Below are 16,640 nucleotides of genomic sequence, written 5' to 3'. Positions count from 1 at the left end.
CTTGCTACCGATTATTCCCAACGCCCGACGGGCGTATGAATGCAAAAATGACGGCCGCATCGGGCCGTCATTCTCCAACCTGCCGGAGGAACGATGTCGTCGCTCCTCCGATCGACACGCCAGCCAGCTTACTGCGATGCCCCGAACGGCACACTGGCCACCACGCTCGACGCGCCAGGCAACGGCGCCGTGATGATGGTGCCGCCGCCATTTCCGCGCGACTTGCCCGAGCTCAGATAGTCGGCGATGGAATCCTGCGTCACCTCGCCGAGATACTGGTTGTCGTCGCCCAACACCGGCAGCGACGCGAGATTGTGTTCGTACATGCGCGAGAGCAGCACCCGCAGGTTATCGGCGGCAACCGCCGACGCCTTGAAGTCGCGCACGCGCTCGCCGCACGTTCCCTGCGCATGGCGCGTGTCTCGACGCGCAATGTAACCCAGCGCGCGGGCGTTCTCGTCGACCACGACCAGCGAACGCGTATCGAGCTCGTCCATCATGCCGTAGGCCTCGGCCAGCGTGGTCTGCGGCTTCACGGTCGGCTGCGGCGTGGCCGCATCCTCTGCACGCACCAGCAGCAGGCGCTTCAAGATTCGGTCGTGTCCCACGAAGCTCGCCACGAACTCGTCGACCGGACGTGCCAGCAACGCATCGGGTTGCGCGTATTGCACCAGACGTCCCTGACGGAAGATCGCAATGCGGTCGGCCAGCTTGATGGCTTCGTCGATATCGTGGCTGACCATGATGACGGTCTTGCCCAATTGACGCTGCATCTGGAAGAACTCGTTCTGAATCGACTCGCGGTTGATCGGATCGACCGCACCGAACGGTTCGTCCATCAGCAATACGGGGGGATCGGCCGCCAATGCACGAATCACGCCGATGCGCTGTTGCTGCCCGCCCGACAGTTCGCGCGGATACCGCGACAGATAGTGCTTCGGATCGAGCGCCACCATGGCCATCAGTTCGATCGCACGTTCGCGGCAACGCTTCTTGTCCCAGCCGAGCAGACGCGGCACGACAGTGATGTTCTCCTCGATGGTCATGTTCGGGAACAGACCGATCTGCTGGATCACATAGCCGATATGGCGGCGCAGTTCGATTTCATTGATCTTGCCGGTGTCTTCGCCGTTAAGCAGAATGCGCCCGGATGTCGGCTTGATGAGCCGGTTGATCATCTTGAGGGTGGTCGTCTTGCCACAGCCCGACGGGCCGAGAAAGACACAGATTTCGCCCGGCGGCACTTCGAGGCTGACGGCGTTGACAGCGGTGACAGGCTTGCCGTCCTTCTGGACGAAGGTCTTGGTGAGATTGTCGAGTGTAATCATACGGTTCGGATTCCTTTCGGTGTCAGCACACGCTGCAGGCGGTGCAACAGGGTGTCGGCCACAATGGCGAGCAGACTCACCAGAACCGCACCTACGACGAGTTGTCGGGTATCGCTCTGGCTGATCCCCTGGGTGATCAACACCCCGAGACCGCCGGCGCCGACGATGGCCCCAATGGCCATCACGCCAATATTCATCACGACGGCGGTGCGCACGCCGCCCAGTACCACCGGCACGGCCAGCGGCAACTCCACCAGGCGCAGGCGCTGCCAGAACGTCATGCCGATGCCGATACCCGCTTCGCGGATGCTCGGGTCGATCTGCCGCAGCGCGAGACTCGTGTTGCGCATGATCGGCAGGAGCGAATACAGGAAGACAGCGGCCACGGCCGGGGCCGGCCCGATACCCATGCCGTAGACGGACAGGGCCGGGATCATCAGGCCGAACAGCGCAATCGACGGGATCGTGAGAACCACGGTCGCCAGACCAAGCACCGCGCCCGACAGCCAGCGAAAGCGCGTGACCAGCACGCCCAGCGGCACGCCAACCACGATGGCCGCCCCGACCGATGCGGCCACCAGCCACGCGTGCTGCCCCGTCAGGGTCAGGAGGCGGTGCCAGTTATGCGTCAAAAATTCAATCATGGGACTCCTCAGTCAGTAACATCAGGGGCAACGACGGCAGGACCGTCACTGCACCAGCCCTTCCTGCTTGAGGAAGTCGCTCGCCACACGCGACACGGCCCGATGGTCGATATCGACCTTAGCGTTCATGTCGCTCATGTTCTCGCTGTTGATCTTCTCGGACAGCGCGTTGAGTTCGTCGGCGAGCTTGGGGTTGGCGTCGAGCACTTCCTTGCGCACCACGGGCGTGGCCGCGTAGGCCGGGAAGAAGCCCTTGTCGTCGGCCAGCACTTTCAGATCGAAACCTTTGTTGCGACCGTCGCTCGTGTAGACCAGACCGGCGTCGATCTGCTCGTTGCGCAGCGCCGTGTAGACGAGGCCCGGATCCATCTGCTTGATGTTGGGGCGCTCGAGATGGAAGTCATAGAGCTGTTCCATCGGTTCGAGACCATCCGAGCGGCCGACGAATTCCATGTCGAAGGCAAACTGCATCTTCGGATTCGCGCGGAATCGGTCAATGAGCTGCGAAACCGTCTCGATGCCTTCTTCGCGGGCGATCTTGCCCGGCACGGCAAAGGCGTAGGTATTGTTGAGCGTCGAGGCGTTGAGCCAGATGAGGCCGATCTTCTCGTCGAGCGCCTTCACGCGCTCATAGGTTTGCTCCGGATCGAGCTTCTCGGTGATCTTGTTGTAGACGATCAGCGCCGTGCCGGTGTATTCCCAGACGATGTCGAGCTGATTGCTCTCCATGCCCTGGCGCATGACCACGCTGCCCAGGCCATTCTTGAGTTCGACGTCATAGCCTTTGCTGCGCAGGTACTGCGCGGTCATCTCCGAGAGAATCAACTGCTCGGTGAAGTTCTTGCCGCCAATGGTGAGCGTGGCGGCACTTGCGGTGGCGCTCGTGGCCATCACACCCAGCGTGACGCAGGCTGCAACCAGCAGCCGCATCCAGCGCGGCATGACACCGGCGAGCGTGCGAGGAAATGAAACTTGCATACGTATGGGTCTCCTTTGTCTCAACGCGCGGGGGCGCCGTGACGTGCGAACCAGAGCCCGCTCGTGAAGGCAACGATGCCGTCGAGGACGAGCGCGAGCAGCGCAGTCCCGGCCGCGCCGAGAAGCAGCTTCGTCTGGTCGTTCAGATAGATGCCCGGGAAGATCAGTTGTCCCAGACTGTCCGCGCCAATCAGGAATGCGAGCGGCGCGGTGCCGACGTTGATCGCGAGCGAGGTGCGAATGCCGCCGACGATGACCGGCATGGCGTTGGGCAGATCCACGCGGAAGAGCACCTGCGAGGGTGTCATTCCCATGCCACGCGCCGATTCCCGCAATGCGGGCGGCACTTGTCGCAAGCCTTCGTAAGCATTACGCACAATCGGCAGCAGCGACGCGAGCCACAGCGCCAGAATGGCAGGCCGATCGCCGATGCCAAGCACTGCCATCGACAATGCCAGCACGGCAAGCGACGGCAGCGTGTTGCCGATATTGAAAATCTGCACGGCACGCTCGGCGTGCTTCTCGAACTTCGGCCGCGAAATCAGCACGCCCGCGGGCACGCCGACAGCGATGGCCATCGCCATCGATATCGCCACAAGCTTGAGGTGCTGTTGGGTGTAGTACACCAGGTCGCCCCGGTATTTGACGAGCGTGTCGACGCCCAGCCAATACACCAGGCCGGCGACTGCGGCGGCGACACCGAGCAGTCCGAAACCGGCCAAATAGAGAATGCGATACTGCTTCGCCACGTTCATGCTCCCTTTGAATGGGTTGGCAGCGCTGTCGCGAGGCAATAGCAATCGCCCCGCGTGACAACGCGGTCAAACAAGCATGACAACTGTTAGCTGCCTTGCGAATTGTGAAGTGTTCGCTCCGAAGGTCTGTGAAAGACAACGGTGACGAACCAGGCGTCGCGAAATGCGACATGAGAGACGAGCTTTCGACGCCGTGGGCGACTGGGCCTCTCGGTGCACGCTTATTGAAAGCGCGCGAATGTTTTACTGCACAAACTCATTGCGTGATGGAACCGATCGCCGGCGCAACGAGGAACACCGACGATGCTTTTACTTCTGTTTCTATGGACCAATCGCAGCGATTGGCTTTTTTTATTTTAGTACAGATAGCGCGTCGATGCCAACCCGTAGCCCCTTTCTCGCGTTGAATCCCATGCATTTACACGATATTACACGGCACATTCGTCATATAAATCGCACTCCGAATTAATTGTACACTCCGCAATCCCCCGTCATCACTGGGGTTACGGTCATATCGGTGGTGTCGTCCCGAAATTAACCATTTTTGTGTTTCGCACAGCGGATTACCGTATCGCAGAGAATTTTTGTCACGCGAGGCGACGAGGCACTTTCACGCGCCCGAAAACGGTGCACAAATCGTCTGAAATCCGCATGTTTTGGTGGGTCGAATGGGAAATTAGAGTCGTCCCTTCGAAACGGATGCCAACCCGAAGAAACTCGTGTATTCTCCGAGGTTTATCTTAGTTTTCAACTATTTAGCGCGAATTCGGGGAAACGAAACGGTAACGCGAGGCCATGACCTTGCGACCAGTTTCGGACGCGATAGTTGAACGGTAAAAAGGCAATCGTGCGCGAGGCACGAGGTCGTTGATCGGCGAATAACAACTATGAAAAGTACCATCAGCCGTACCGAACAGGGCAACCGCGTTGCCGCGACCATGATCTTGGTGGCGTGTGCCGCGCTCACTCTCGCTGGATTTCTCGCTCGTGCGCTCGAAGGCGCAGTGAATCCGCTGCTGACGTTCTTCCTCGTCTCCGCCGGCGGCATTCTCAATTTGTCGACGGCCTGTCTGCTCGGCGTGCAGTATCTCTACAACGGCAAGCGGTACTTCGCGCAATTCGGTTGTGCGTTTCTGCTGCGCGGCCTGTTCATGTTCACCGAAGGTGTATTACTCGCGAATCAACTCGCGGGCATCTCGTCGCACGTCACGCGCGCCCCCTTCTGGCTCTGGCTCATGGCGGAGGCCAGCTTCGCGGTGTACGTGATGCTCAGCGTGCGCAGTTACTCGCTCACGCGCACCGATCCACATACCCGTCCCGGCTATTCCGAAGCCGCGCGCTATGGCGCCGTCGTGTTGATCGTCTGGGTGGTGGTTTCGCTCTCGCTGGTCGGCGCCGGACGCACGCTCGTCACCCCGCGTCTGGCGGGCGGCGTGGACATCGAGACCCTCGCCCTCGGCGCGCTCTTTGTCGGCTACCTGGCGTTGTGGTGGCGTATTGCGGCCGTCACGCGGCTCACGCACAAGCTGTTCCTGCTCGTGTGGGTGGTCGTCACGATCTCGCTGTGCCAGTTGCTGCTGTCGCTGACAGCGCCGAGCGAAGCCTCGTACCAGTGGTATGCCGCGCGCCTTCTCGCACTGGCCTCGCCAGGGGTTGCCACGCTCGCGCTGGTCTGGGAAATCACACGACAGTATCAGTCGCTCGCGCTCACGAACACGGATCTTGTCGAGAAGGTCTTCATCGACCCGCTCACGCATATCTACAACCGGCGCTACTTCGACAACCGCATTCGCCTCGTCGCGGAGCGTGTTCAGCAACGAGCGATTCCGCTGTCGGTGCTGCTGATCGACATCGATTTCTTCAAGCAGGTCAACGATCGCTACGGGCACCCGTTTGGCGACGCCGTGCTTCAGCGCATCGCCAATACGATTCAGCATTGCATCCGCCTGCCGAGCGATTTCGCCGTGCGTTTGGGGGGAGAAGAATTTGCCGTGGTGCTGCCCGAGATCGATCAACACGCCGCGCTTCGCGTGGCAGACCGCATTCGGGAATCCGTCAAGCGGGCCAGCACGGACCTGCTTCCGCAAACTGCGCGAGACGATGGCGAAGCCATCACGATCAGTGTCGGCATTGCGTCATGGCAACCGGGCGAGCCACTCGTGATCAGCGCGATGCTCGAGCGCGCCGACAAGGCGCTCTATCAGGCCAAACACAAGGGACGGGATCAAAGCGTGCTGGGGCAGATGGCGGCGTGAGCGTACGCCGAAGACAACTCGCGAGGCACGCGCTCAGCGATTCGGACGCGACGGTGGCCCCTTGAGTTCGACGGTATTTCCGTCCGGATCGGTGAGATAGCACGACGGCCCTTCGCCATGCGCGCCATAGCGCTGTACAACCTCGCCCAGCGTCACGCCGTGCGAGGCCAGTCCCTGCCGGATGGCCTCATCGTCGAAGGGCTCGACGCGCAAACAGAAATGATCAAGGTTGTGGCCTTCCGGGCCGGGCGCCACACCGCCCTGGCGGCCGATCTGCCCGGCCACGTCGACCAGATCGATCAATGCATCGCCCGCGCGCAACTGCACGAGTCCGATATCCGCCTGCACCTTCTCCAGCGTGCAGCCGAGCACATCCATGTAGAAGTGCTGAAGGCGGGCAATGTCGTTGGTGCGCAGCACTACATGATCGAGCGCGACGAACGGAATCTTCATCACGCGCTCAATGCATAGCGCCGCCGCTTCTCGACCTTGGTCTCGTGGGTCATCTCGCTGCGGCCGTCCTCGAACACCGTCTCCAGTCGCACGGTGAAGCCCCACAGACGCGCAACGTGCTTGAGGACCTCCTCGAAGCCATCGTCCAGTGGCTTGCGATCGGTTTGCACATGTCGCAACGTCAGTGACCGATCGCCATGCAGATCCACATGCGAGACCTGAATGTTCGGCTCGAGCTGGCTAAGGTTGTACTGTTGCGCAAGCATCTCGCGGATCTCGCGATAGCCGGTATCGTTGTGGATGGCGGTCACGCGCAAGCGGCTGTCGCGATCGTCATCGAGCACAGAGAACAGCTTCAGGTCTCTAATGACCTTCGGCGAGAGGAACTGCTGGATGAAGCTCTCGTCCTTGAAGTTGCGCATGGCGAAGTCGAGCGTCGTCAGCCAGTCGCTGCCGGCAATGTCGGGGGCCCACTGACGGTCTTCGTCGGTCGGTTCCTCGCACATGCGGCGAATGTCCTGGAACATCGCGAAGCCCAGCGCATAGGGGTTCAGGCCGCTGTAGTACGGACTGTCGAACGATGGCTGATAGACCACGTTCGTGTGCGCGTGCAGGAACTCCATCATGAACGCGTCGTTGACGAGTTTCTCCTTGTAGAGCTGCTGCAGGATCGTGTAATGCCAGAACGTTGCCCAGCCTTCGTTCATCACCTTGGTCTGACGTTGCGGATAGAAATACTGTGCGAGCTTGCGCACGATGCGCACGATCTCGCGCTGCCACGGGGCCAGCTTGGGGGCATTCTTCTCGAAGAAGTACAGCAGGTTCTCCTGCGGCTCGCCGGGAAAACGCGGGTCGTCCGATTCGGTCGGATCGAGGCCATCGTCCTCGTCGTCATCGTGCAACGCGTGGTGCGGCAGCGTGCGCCACAGATCGTTGATCTGCAATTGCAGATAGTTCTCTCGCTCCTTCTGACGCGCCTGTTCCTGCGCGAGCGACAACCGCTTCGGCCGCTTGTAACGATCCACCCCGTAGTTCATGAGCGCGTGGCAGGAGTCGAGCAGCAACTCGACCGACTGTTCGCCATAGCGCTGCTCGCACTCGGTGATGTAGTTACGTGCGAACAACAGGTAGTCGACGATGGCGTCGGCACTGGTCCAGGTGCGGAAGAGATAATTCCCCTTGAAGAACGAGTTGTGACCGTAGCTGGCGTGCGCGATGGTCAGCGCCTGCATGGTCATGCTGTTCTCCTCCATCAGATACGCGATGCAGGGATTCGAGTTGATGACGATCTCATAGGCCAGCCCCATCTGCCCGCGCTTGTAACCGCGCTCGGAAGACAGGAAGTGCTTGCCATACGACCAGTGGTGATAGCCGATGGGCAGCCCCACCGTCGCGTAGGCGTCGAGCATCTGCTCGGCGGTGATGATCTCGATCTGATTCGGATACGTGTCGAGCTTGAAGTCCGCCGCAATGCGCGCGATCTCGTGCTCGTAACGTTGAATCAGTTCAAACGTCCATTCCGATCCGGTGGATATATACGCCATGATGCGTCCTCGTTGCCCTCGTTGGGGTATCGACGCGGGACCGTTTTCAGGCCGCCTTCTTCTTGAACAGGTCGTGCAGCACCGGATAAATCTCGGCGGCTTCCATGATGCGCTGCATCGCGAAATTCGGATGCTGCTGCTTGACCGACAAGTACTCGTTCCACAGGTTCTGTGGTTCGGCGCTGGCCACCTCCACATACGCGAAGTACTGCACCGCAGGCATGATCGTCTGATTCAGAATGTCGCGGCAGATGGGCGAATCCCCGTCCCAGTTGTCGCCATCGGACACCTGCGCCCCGTAGATATTCCAGTCGCTCGGCGAGTATCGATCCGCGATGATTTCCGTCATCAGTTTGAGCGCGCTCGAGACCACCGTGCCGCCCGATTCGCGTGCATAGAAGAAGTCGTCTTCGTTGACCTCCTTCGCCGTGGTGTGGTGCCGGATGAGCACCAGATCGATACGCTCGTAGTTATGCCGCAGGAACAGATAGAGCAGCATGAAGAAGCGCTTGGCGAGATCCTTGCGGCTCTGGTCCATCGAGCCGGACACGTCCATCAGACAGAACATGACGGCCTGCGCCTGAGGACGCGGCTGCATGACCCGGTTCGAGTAGCGCAGATCGAGCTTCTCGATGTACGGAATCGCTTCGACGCGAGTGCGCAGATGCGTGATCTCGTGCGCCAGCGACAATGCTCGCGGCGACGTATCGCCCTCACGCGAGACGATGTCCGCGTATTCGGCTTCGAGCTCGCGCAACTGCTTGCGATAGGGCGCCGTGAGGGCAATGCGACGGCCCAGCGAACTGCGCATCGTCCGAATGACGTTGAGGTTCGACGGCGTGCCGTCGATCGAATAGCCCGCACGGACCTTGCGGAACTCCGGAATCTGCGCGAGACGTCGTTTCGCGAGATCCGGCAGGGCCATATCCTCGAAGAAGAATTTCAGGAACTCCTCGCGCGAGAGGTTGAAGACGAAATCGTCCTCGCCCTCTCCCGAGTCGCTGGCGCGGCTTCCGCCGCCCCCCGCGCCCGATGGCGGACGCTCGAAGTTGTCGCCCACCACGAACTCGCGATTGCCGGGATGAACCATCTCCCGTCGCCCGCCGGGCCCGTGGTGGAACAACGGCTCCGTGATGTCCTTGACCGGGATCGAGACCTGTCCGCTGCCATCGATATCGGTAATCTTGCGCCCGCCCACCGCCTTCGCTACCGCGCGTCGAATCTGGTCGCGGTAGCGTTTGATGAAACGCTGCTGGTTGATGGCGCTTTTGTTCTTGCCGTTTTGCCGTCTGTCGATGATTGCTGACATAGTGGCCCCGGTTGGTTACGAGGATTTGCGCACGCGCAGGTACCATTCCACGAGCAGGCGAACCTGCTTCGGGGTATAGCCTTTTTCCACCATTCGGTTGACAAAGTTGGCGTGCTTTTCCTGATCCTCCTTGGACGACTTCGCGTTGAACGAGATCACCGGCAGCAAATCCTCGGTCGTCGAGAACATGCGCTTCTCGATGACTGCGCGCAGCTTTTCATAACTCGTCCAGAGCGGATTCTTGCCCGCGTTGTTGGCGCGTGCGCGCAGGACGAAGTTGACGATCTCGTTGCGGAAGTCTTTCGGGTTGGTAATCCCGGCCGGCTTCTCGACCTTCTCCAGTTCATCGTTGAGCGCGGTGCGATCGAGAATCTCGCCGGTGTTCGGATCGCGATACTCCTGATCCTGAATCCAGAGATCCGCGAAGTTCACGTAGCGGTCGAAGATGTTCTGGCCGTACTCCGAGTACGACTCGAGATAGGCGGTCTGAATCTCCTTGCCGATGAACTCGACAAACGGTGCGGTCAGATACTCCTTGATGTAGGCGAGATAGCGCTTCTCGACTTCGCCGGCGTACTGTTCTCGCTCGATCTGCTGCTCGAGCACGTACAGCATGTGCACCGGGTTGGCCGCCACTTCGGTGTTGTCGAAGTTGAAGACCTTCGACAACACCTTGAAGGCGAAACGCGTGGACATGCCCGTCATCCCCTCGTCCACCCCGGCGTAGTCGCGATACTCCTGATATGACTTCGCTTTCGGATCGACGTCCTTGAGGTTTTCACCGTCGTAGACACGAACCTTGGAAAAGATATTGGAGTTCTCCGGCTCTTTCAGACGCGTGAGCACGGCGAATTGCGCGAGCATCTTGAGCACGTTTGGCGCTCGGGGCGCGTTCGCGAGCGAGCTGTTCTTCACGAGCTTCTCGTAAATCTTCACCTCGTCGGTCACGCGCAGGCAGTAGGGCACCTTCACGATATAGATACGATCGAGGAAGGCCTCGTTGTTACGATTGCCCTTGAAGCTCTGCCATTCGGCCTCGTTCGAGTGAGCCAGCACGATACCGTCGAACGGAATCGCACCGAACCCTTCCGTCCCCTTGTAGTTGCCCTCCTGCGTGGCGGTCAGCAACGGGTGGAGCACCTTGATCGGCGCCTTGAACATTTCGACGAACTCGAGCAGGCCGCGGTTGGCCAGGCAAAGCCCGCCGGAGTAGGAGTACGCGTCCGGGTCGTCCTGCGGAAATTCCTCGAGCTTGCGAATGTCGACCTTACCGACAAGCGACGAGATGTCCTGATTGTTCTCGTCCCCCGGCTCGGTCTTCGCAATCGCGATCTGTTGCAGCACCGACGGTCGCACCTTCACCACGCGGAACTTGGTGATGTCGCCGTTGAACTCGTTCAGACGTTTGGTGGCCCACGGCGACGGAATCGTATTGAGATACCGCACCGGAATGCCGAAGTCCTCTTCCAGAATCTTGCCGTCTTCCTCGGGTGAGAACAGGCCCAGAGGCGACTCGTGCACCGGCGATCCCTTCAGGCAGTAGATGGGCACGTCTTCCATCAACGCCTTGAGCTTCTCAGCCAGCGACGACTTGCCACCTCCAGGGGGGCCAAGCAGGTAAAGGATCTGTTTGCGCTCTTCGAGCCCTTGCGCGGCGTGTTTGAAGAACGAGACGATTTGCTCGATCGTGTCTTCCATGCCGTAGAACTCACGGAAGGCAGGATAGATCTTGATGATCTTGTTCGAGAACAACCGCGAGAGCCGCGGGTCGTGGTGCGTGTCGATAAGCTCAGGCTCACCGATGGCGCTCAGCATACGCTCGGCTGCCGTTGCATACGCTGTCGAGTCTTTCTTACAGATCTCCAGATATTCCTGGATGCTGTATTCCTCTTCCCTGCGTGCTTCGAAACGTGTCGTGTAGTGGCTGAAAATATCCATATGCCTCACCCCCGCTTCATCGGAAAACATCGGAAACGATGTCCGCTCTGTTGCCTAAGACCCGGATGACTGCGCAATGGTTTCGACCTGGCTCACTGCATGCCGGAGCGACTTTCGCGAAACCTTTCGCACTGTCCCCTCCCTTACATGAACGACTCAAAATCGGTTTAGGTTGACTTTAAACTTGTCACTGAAAATTGCAACCGTTAACTCATCATATGCACAAACAAAAAAACTGTCGCTAGATATTTTCCGCAGCGCTAAGCATCGCCGATAACCCGCATTCCACAAGGGTTTCCGCACCATCTACGCATTGCGCACGTCAGCGGTAATACATCAAAAATCGAGCGACTTTCCGCATACTCTCGCACGCATTGCGCATTCGGGTTTGCCTGCATTACGAAACGTTCGAATAGGCTCATCACTCACTAAGGAATCCTATCTATTAGATAGAATTTCTTGCGAACGTTCGAAGCACGACGTGCAATGTTTGCGGAAAAAAGTGGGCTGCCCGACAACGTCGACGAATGCGAAGACGTGGGCGCGTGACGAGGTGCTTTCCTGTCGAGGCGACGCGACTGCGCGAAGTCGCGAAGGTCGTGCGATCATCATGCGTCGGCGCAGGGTGTCGCGGGCGGAAAGTCGAAGACGGCCGGTGATCTGAACGGGCGAACCTCCTCGGCAGCGACGGTTACCGGTCGTGCGCCGGACCTCTCGTCAGAGACGCTGACTCGAGTCGCCGCACCGCACCATGCCACCGTCTCATCAATGCCTTGCATATTGCCGATCTCTGGAATGAAGCGAACAGCGTGCCAGTCGATCAGGCGTGAACCCATGTTACGCCGGTTCGCCAAAATGTGCTGCGCTGATATGTAACGCGTTGTGTACCGGCACCTGCCACAGGCGTTTTGCGACGTCCGACGCGCCCGATCGATCGGTGCCGCGCCATGGGACAATTCATGCCATAATGCAACTTTGTTGCATTTATTACACAGTTGCAATCTGTGTCTGGGCATCGCCCGTCTCACCCATGATCCGTTTTTCCGTTTGGCTCTACCGTCTCGCAGGCTGGGAACGCACGGCACTGACATTGCTTGTGCTCGTCCCGCTTTGGGCGCTCGTTTATTGGGCGCTGCAAGGAGTCGCCTCGTGATCGGCTGCCATGACCTTTCGGTTCATTTTGGACCGAACGTTGCACTGGAAGGCGTGAGCGCCACCTTCGCTCCCGGTGTGCTATCGGCGGTCGTCGGGCCCAATGGCGGCGGCAAGACCACGCTGTTGCGTGCCCTTGCCGGTTTGCAGAAAGCCTCGAGCGGCAAGATCGTTTGCGACGGGCCGGTGGCCTATCTCTCGCAACGCCCCGAAACCGATCACCGGTTCCCCATGTGCGTCGAGGAGTATGTGCTGACCGGCACCTGGCGACGCACGGGTGACGCCCGCCGTCTCGGACGCAACGAGTTCGACCGCGCCCACGACGCCCTCGCCCGTGTCGGCCTTGCGGACAAGCGCGCGCAACCGCTCGAAGTCTTGTCGGGCGGTCAATGGCAGCGCGCCCGCTTCGCCCGGCTGATCGTGGAAGATGCTCCCATCGTTTTGCTGGATGAACCACTCACAGGCATCGATGTCCCGTCGGCGGAACTGTTGCTCGCATTGTTGGATCAATGGCGCAACGAGGGTCGCACTGTGGTGACGGTGCTTCACGACCTGCCGCTTGTCCTCGAACGGTTTTCGTATGTCGTCGTGATGGCGGGCCGGCTGGTGGCCTCGGGCTCGCCGGCCGCGTGTCTGCACGGCGGGCTGCCATCCGGCGAGGTCGCAGCAGGCAGCGCGCATGTTGGCCTGTCGGGGGCCGGAGGTTACACCGCCCGGATCGCGGGCGCTGCGTCGCCCGCCGTGTCGCCCTATTTATCGGCCCAGGAGGGAGCGTCTTCGCCGGGCGCCGTCGCGGCAACGCGCGCAGGCCAGCGATGAGCACGGTCGTGGATTTGCTCGTCGGCCCGTTCTCGGAATTCGACTTCATGCGGCACGCCCTTGTCGGCAGCCTTGCGTTGTCGATCGGTTGCACGCCGGTGGGTGTGTTCCTGCTGCTGCGTCGCATGAGCCTGATGGGCGACTCGCTCTCTCACGCGGTGTTGCCGGGCGCGGCCGTCGGCTATCTGATCGGCGGCCTCTCGCTGCCGTGGATGGCGGGCGGCGGCATGGTGGCCGGCTTGCTGGTGGCCTTGCTCGCCGGGCTGTCGAGCCGTCGCACGCGGCTTGACGAAGGCGCGTCGTTTGCCGGCTTCTATCTACTGGCGCTGGCCGGTGGCGTGGTGATCGTGTCCAAATGGGGCAACAGCGTCGATCTGATGCATCTGCTCTTCGGTTCGGTGCTCGCGGTAGACGACCCGTCGCTCCTGCTCGTCGCGGCGATCGCGACGGTGACGCTGCTCTGGTTCGGCTGGCATTATCGCGGTCTCGTGCTGGATAGTGCCGATCCGACATTCCTCGGCCACGGCCAGGGCAAGAGCGTGATGCGTTACCACCTCGGCTTTACCGTGCTGACGGTGATGAACCTCGTGGCGGGATTTCAGGCGATGGGCACGCTCATGGCCGTAGGACTGATGATGTTGCCGGCAGCGACCGCCCGGCTCGTCGCCCGCACGCTCCCCGGCATGCTGCTAGTGGCCTGGCTGGTCGCGAGCGCGTCGAGCGTGATCGGGCTGCTGCTTTCGTATTACCTGGCCTGTCCCTCGGGACCGGCCATCGTTTTGACGGCTGGCATCGCCTATCTGAGCGCATTGCTGGTCACGCCGGGCCAGGCAAATAGTGCGAAGGCTCCGGCGCTTTAAGAGAGGAAAACATGTTCGGATTGGGTCAATGGGGCAGCAAAGCGTCGGGCGGCAAATCCTGGCTTGGCGCAGGGCTCGTCGCCACAATGGTTGCCCTGGCGCTGGCGTTCGTCAGCCCGGCACGCGCGCAGGACACGCGCCTGCCCGTCGGTGCGAGCTTCAGCATCCTGTCCGACATCGTGAAAGTGGTTGGCGGCGACCGGGTCGATGTCACCACGCTCGTCGGCCCCGATCAGGACACGCACGTCTATGAGCCGACCCCGGCGGACGTCGCCAAGATCTCCGGCACCAAGCTCTTCTTCGTGAACGGGCTGGGCTTCGAAGGCTGGCTGCCGCGCCTGATGAAGTCGAGCCACTATCCAGGCACGCTCGTCACGGTCACAAAGGGCCTCAAGCCCCGTACCATGGTCGACGACGGCAAGACCGTGACCGATCCGCACATGTTCCAGGACCCCGAGCGCGTGAAGGCGATGGTCGCCAACATTGCCGCCGCCCTGTCGCAGGCCGATCCCGCCGGCAGCGCCTACTACGCGGATCGCGCCAAGAACTATCAGGCTGCGCTCGACGACCTGATCACCTGGGCCAACAAGCAACTCGCCCCGGTTCCGCCGGCCCGCCGCGTGGTGCTGACCTCGCATGACGCCTTCGGCTATCTCGGCCAGCGCTTCGGCATCAGGTTCCTCGCCCCGGAAGGCGTGTCGACGGAAAGCGAAGCCAGCGCCAAGGATGTGGCGAACCTGATTCGCGTGATCCGCCGTACCGGCATCAAGGCGGTCTTTATGGAAAACATCTCCAATCCCCGTCTGGTCCAGCGCATCGCCAAGGACGCCAAGGTGACGGTCGACGGCAAGCTTTACTCCGACGCGCTCTCACAGAACCCGGAAGCCTCGACCTACCTCCAGTTGTTCCAGCACAACATCCGCGCCCTTGCTGCCGCGATGAAGGACAACCGCTAGTCCGGACGCGCTCCCCTGCGGTGCACGCGGTATAATGCGTGCACCACTCACCGGCCCCGCTACGGAGGTCCGGACAGGCCGGCCACGCCGGCTTTTGCGTTTGGGTCACCGCATTTCTCTCGCGGCCCGGCATGACTGAACCCCTGAAACATCCAATACGGACGCCCCCAGGTTAACCACTGCGAACGGCGCACACTCAATGGCAAAGAAGATTTATATCAAGACGTTCGGCTGTCAGATGAACGAGTACGACTCCGACAAGATGGCGGACGTGCTCGGCGCAGCCGAAGGTCTCGAAAAGACCGATTCCCCCGAAGACGCCGACGTCATCCTGTTCAATACGTGCTCCGTGCGCGAAAAGGCACAGGAAAAGGTGTTCTCGGATCTGGGCCGCATGCGCGCCCTCAAGGAGATCAAGCCGGATCTGGTCATCGGCGTAGGCGGCTGTGTCGCCAGTCAGGAAGGCGCCGCCATCGTGCAACGTGCGCCCTACGTAGACGTGGTATTCGGCCCGCAAACGCTGCACCGTCTGCCGCAGATGCTCGAAGCGCGCCGCACCACGGGCCGCTCGCAGGTCGACATCTCGTTCCCGGAAATCGAGAAGTTCGACCACCTGCCGCCGGCCAAGGTCGAGGGCGCCACGGCGTTCGTCTCGATCATGGAAGGCTGTTCGAAGTATTGCAGCTACTGCGTGGTGCCCTACACGCGTGGCGACGAAGTATCGCGCCCGTTCGAAGACGTGCTCACCGAGATTGCCGGTCTGGCCGAACAAGGCGTGCGCGAAATCACGCTGCTGGGTCAGAACGTGAACGCCTATCGAGGCCTGATGGCCGACGGCGAAATCGCCGACTTCGCGCTGCTCATCGAATACGTCGCCGAAGTGCCCGGCATCGAGCGTATCCGCTACACGACCAGCCACCCGAAGGAATTCACGCAGCGTCTGATCGACACCTACGCCAAGGTGCCCAAGCTCGTGAGCCATCTGCACCTGCCCGTGCAGCACGGCGCCGACCGCGTGCTCTCGGCGATGAAACGCGGCTATACCGTGCTCGAATACAAGTCGATCATTCGCCGCCTGCGTCAGGTGCGCCCGGACATGTCGATGTCGTCGGACTTCATCGTCGGCTTCCCCGGCGAGACGGAAGAGGATTTCGACAAGCTCATGGCGATGATCCACGACATCGGCTACGACACGAGCTTCTCGTTCATCTACAGCCCGCGCCCTGGCACGCCCGCTGCCAACCTGCCGGACGACACGCCGCGCGAGGTCAAGCTGCGCCGCCTGCAACATCTGCAAGCCGTGATCGAGGAAAATGCTGCGCGCATCAGCCAGCGCATGGTCGGCTCGCGTCAGCGCATTCTCGTCGAAGGCGTCTCGCGCAAGGACCCGAACGAGCTGCAAGGGCGCACCGAGAACAATCGCGTGGTGAACTTCCCCGTGCCCGAGGCGCAACGCGCCAGCCTGATCGGCCAGATGACCGACGTGGTAATCACCTTCGCCTACCCGCACTCGTTGCGTGGCGAACTGGTCACCACGCACTAAGCGAAATTTGCGAATATGAACGGACCCGGCAGTCCCTGGCGTACCCACCGCATACCCGAGCCTGCCCCCGGCGACTCCATCGAACGACCTGAACAGGCAACCGACC

The 16,640-nt window shown here is 60.9% G+C and carries 13 protein-coding genes; 5 read left to right on the top strand and 8 right to left on the bottom strand.

The window, feature by feature from the left end; translation table 11 throughout:
* Positions 1-128: 128 nt before the first annotated feature.
* From PI93_RS06885 to PI93_RS06870, 4 genes are all read right to left on the bottom strand, one after another.
* On the bottom strand, positions 129-1,328 hold the full coding sequence (locus tag PI93_RS06885; RefSeq protein ID WP_039371004.1) for an osmoprotectant ABC transporter ATP-binding protein OsmV: 1,200 nt from the start codon (positions 1,326-1,328) through the stop codon (positions 129-131).
* Positions 1,325-1,972 (bottom strand): ABC transporter permease, encoded by a 648-nt coding sequence (locus PI93_RS06880; RefSeq protein ID WP_039371007.1) that lies wholly within the window; start codon positions 1,970-1,972, stop codon positions 1,325-1,327. Before PI93_RS06880 ends, PI93_RS06885 begins: the two co-directional genes overlap by 4 nt.
* Before the next feature lie 45 nt (positions 1,973-2,017).
* Positions 2,018-2,902 (bottom strand): glycine betaine ABC transporter substrate-binding protein, encoded by an 885-nt coding sequence (locus tag PI93_RS06875; protein ID WP_407945356.1) that lies wholly within the window; start codon positions 2,900-2,902, stop codon positions 2,018-2,020.
* Between the two features lie 68 nt (positions 2,903-2,970).
* Positions 2,971-3,705, bottom strand: coding sequence for an ABC transporter permease (locus PI93_RS06870; protein WP_052240698.1), 735 nt, complete (start codon positions 3,703-3,705; stop codon positions 2,971-2,973).
* Positions 3,706-4,592: 887 nt separating this feature from the next.
* Here PI93_RS06870 and PI93_RS06865 point away from each other — a divergent pair.
* The gene (locus PI93_RS06865) at positions 4,593-5,960 is read left to right on the top strand and encodes a GGDEF domain-containing protein (RefSeq protein WP_039371010.1); all 1,368 of its coding nucleotides are present in this window, start codon (positions 4,593-4,595) and stop codon (positions 5,958-5,960) included.
* 33 nt (positions 5,961-5,993) lie between these two features.
* Here the strand turns inward: PI93_RS06865 and PI93_RS06860 are convergent, their stop codons facing one another.
* Genes PI93_RS06860 through PI93_RS06845 form a run of 4 tightly spaced genes read right to left on the bottom strand, consistent with a single transcriptional unit; the run spans position 5,994 to position 11,204 of the window.
* Complete coding sequence (locus PI93_RS06860) at positions 5,994-6,413, bottom strand: VOC family protein (protein ID WP_039371013.1); 420 nt, start codon at positions 6,411-6,413, stop codon at positions 5,994-5,996.
* Positions 6,413-7,957: a SpoVR family protein gene (locus PI93_RS06855; protein ID WP_039371018.1), complete on the bottom strand. Its 1,545-nt coding sequence runs from the start codon at positions 7,955-7,957 to the stop codon at positions 6,413-6,415. Before PI93_RS06855 ends, PI93_RS06860 begins: the two co-directional genes overlap by 1 nt.
* Before the next feature lie 46 nt (positions 7,958-8,003).
* Positions 8,004-9,266, bottom strand: a complete 1,263-nt coding sequence (locus PI93_RS06850; RefSeq protein ID WP_039371022.1) for a YeaH/YhbH family protein — start codon at positions 9,264-9,266, stop codon at positions 8,004-8,006.
* A 15-nt stretch (positions 9,267-9,281) separates the two neighbouring features.
* Positions 9,282-11,204, bottom strand: coding sequence for a PrkA family serine protein kinase (locus tag PI93_RS06845; RefSeq protein WP_039371025.1), 1,923 nt, complete (start codon positions 11,202-11,204; stop codon positions 9,282-9,284).
* 1,149 nt (positions 11,205-12,353) lie between these two features.
* On the opposite strand from PI93_RS06845, the gene PI93_RS06840 reads away from it, so the two are divergent.
* From PI93_RS06840 to miaB, 4 genes are all read left to right on the top strand, one after another.
* Positions 12,354-13,175: a metal ABC transporter ATP-binding protein gene (locus PI93_RS06840; protein ID WP_052240699.1), complete on the top strand. Its 822-nt coding sequence runs from the start codon at positions 12,354-12,356 to the stop codon at positions 13,173-13,175.
* The gene (locus tag PI93_RS06835) at positions 13,172-14,035 is read left to right on the top strand and encodes a metal ABC transporter permease (RefSeq protein WP_039371028.1); all 864 of its coding nucleotides are present in this window, start codon (positions 13,172-13,174) and stop codon (positions 14,033-14,035) included. Before PI93_RS06840 ends, PI93_RS06835 begins: the two co-directional genes overlap by 4 nt.
* 11 nt (positions 14,036-14,046) lie before the next feature.
* A complete protein-coding gene (locus PI93_RS06830; protein WP_080759210.1) occupies positions 14,047-14,991 on the top strand; it encodes a metal ABC transporter substrate-binding protein in 945 nt (314 codons plus the stop codon).
* 199 nt (positions 14,992-15,190) lie between these two features.
* Positions 15,191-16,534 (top strand): tRNA (N6-isopentenyl adenosine(37)-C2)-methylthiotransferase MiaB, encoded by a 1,344-nt coding sequence (gene miaB, locus PI93_RS06825; RefSeq protein ID WP_039371031.1) that lies wholly within the window; start codon positions 15,191-15,193, stop codon positions 16,532-16,534.
* Positions 16,535-16,640: the final 106 nt, after the last annotated feature.

The sequence above is a fragment of the Pandoraea fibrosis genome (assembly GCF_000807775.2).
Lineage (GTDB): Bacteria > Pseudomonadota > Gammaproteobacteria > Burkholderiales > Burkholderiaceae > Pandoraea > Pandoraea fibrosis.
This window is presented reverse-complemented; position numbering and strand designations above follow the sequence as displayed.

Excerpts from the sequence above, each read along its gene's own strand:
- PI93_RS06885 (WP_039371004.1), bottom strand. The coding sequence starts at position 1,328 with ATGATTACACTCGACAATCTCACCAAGACCTTCGTCCAGAAGGACGGC.
- PI93_RS06880 (WP_039371007.1), bottom strand. The coding sequence starts at position 1,972 with ATGATTGAATTTTTGACGCATAACTGGCACCGCCTCCTGACCCTGACG.
- PI93_RS06875 (WP_407945356.1), bottom strand. The coding sequence starts at position 2,902 with ATGCGGCTGCTGGTTGCAGCCTGCGTCACGCTGGGTGTGATGGCCACG.
- PI93_RS06870 (WP_052240698.1), bottom strand. The coding sequence starts at position 3,705 with ATGAACGTGGCGAAGCAGTATCGCATTCTCTATTTGGCCGGTTTCGGA.
- PI93_RS06865 (WP_039371010.1), top strand. The coding sequence starts at position 4,593 with ATGAAAAGTACCATCAGCCGTACCGAACAGGGCAACCGCGTTGCCGCG.
- PI93_RS06860 (WP_039371013.1), bottom strand. The coding sequence starts at position 6,413 with ATGAAGATTCCGTTCGTCGCGCTCGATCATGTAGTGCTGCGCACCAAC.
- PI93_RS06855 (WP_039371018.1), bottom strand. The coding sequence starts at position 7,957 with ATGGCGTATATATCCACCGGATCGGAATGGACGTTTGAACTGATTCAA.
- PI93_RS06850 (WP_039371022.1), bottom strand. The coding sequence starts at position 9,266 with ATGTCAGCAATCATCGACAGACGGCAAAACGGCAAGAACAAAAGCGCC.
- PI93_RS06845 (WP_039371025.1), bottom strand. The coding sequence starts at position 11,204 with ATGGATATTTTCAGCCACTACACGACACGTTTCGAAGCACGCAGGGAA.
- PI93_RS06835 (WP_039371028.1), top strand. The coding sequence starts at position 13,172 with ATGAGCACGGTCGTGGATTTGCTCGTCGGCCCGTTCTCGGAATTCGAC.
- PI93_RS06830 (WP_080759210.1), top strand. The coding sequence starts at position 14,047 with ATGTTCGGATTGGGTCAATGGGGCAGCAAAGCGTCGGGCGGCAAATCC.
- miaB (WP_039371031.1), top strand. The coding sequence starts at position 15,191 with ATGGCAAAGAAGATTTATATCAAGACGTTCGGCTGTCAGATGAACGAG.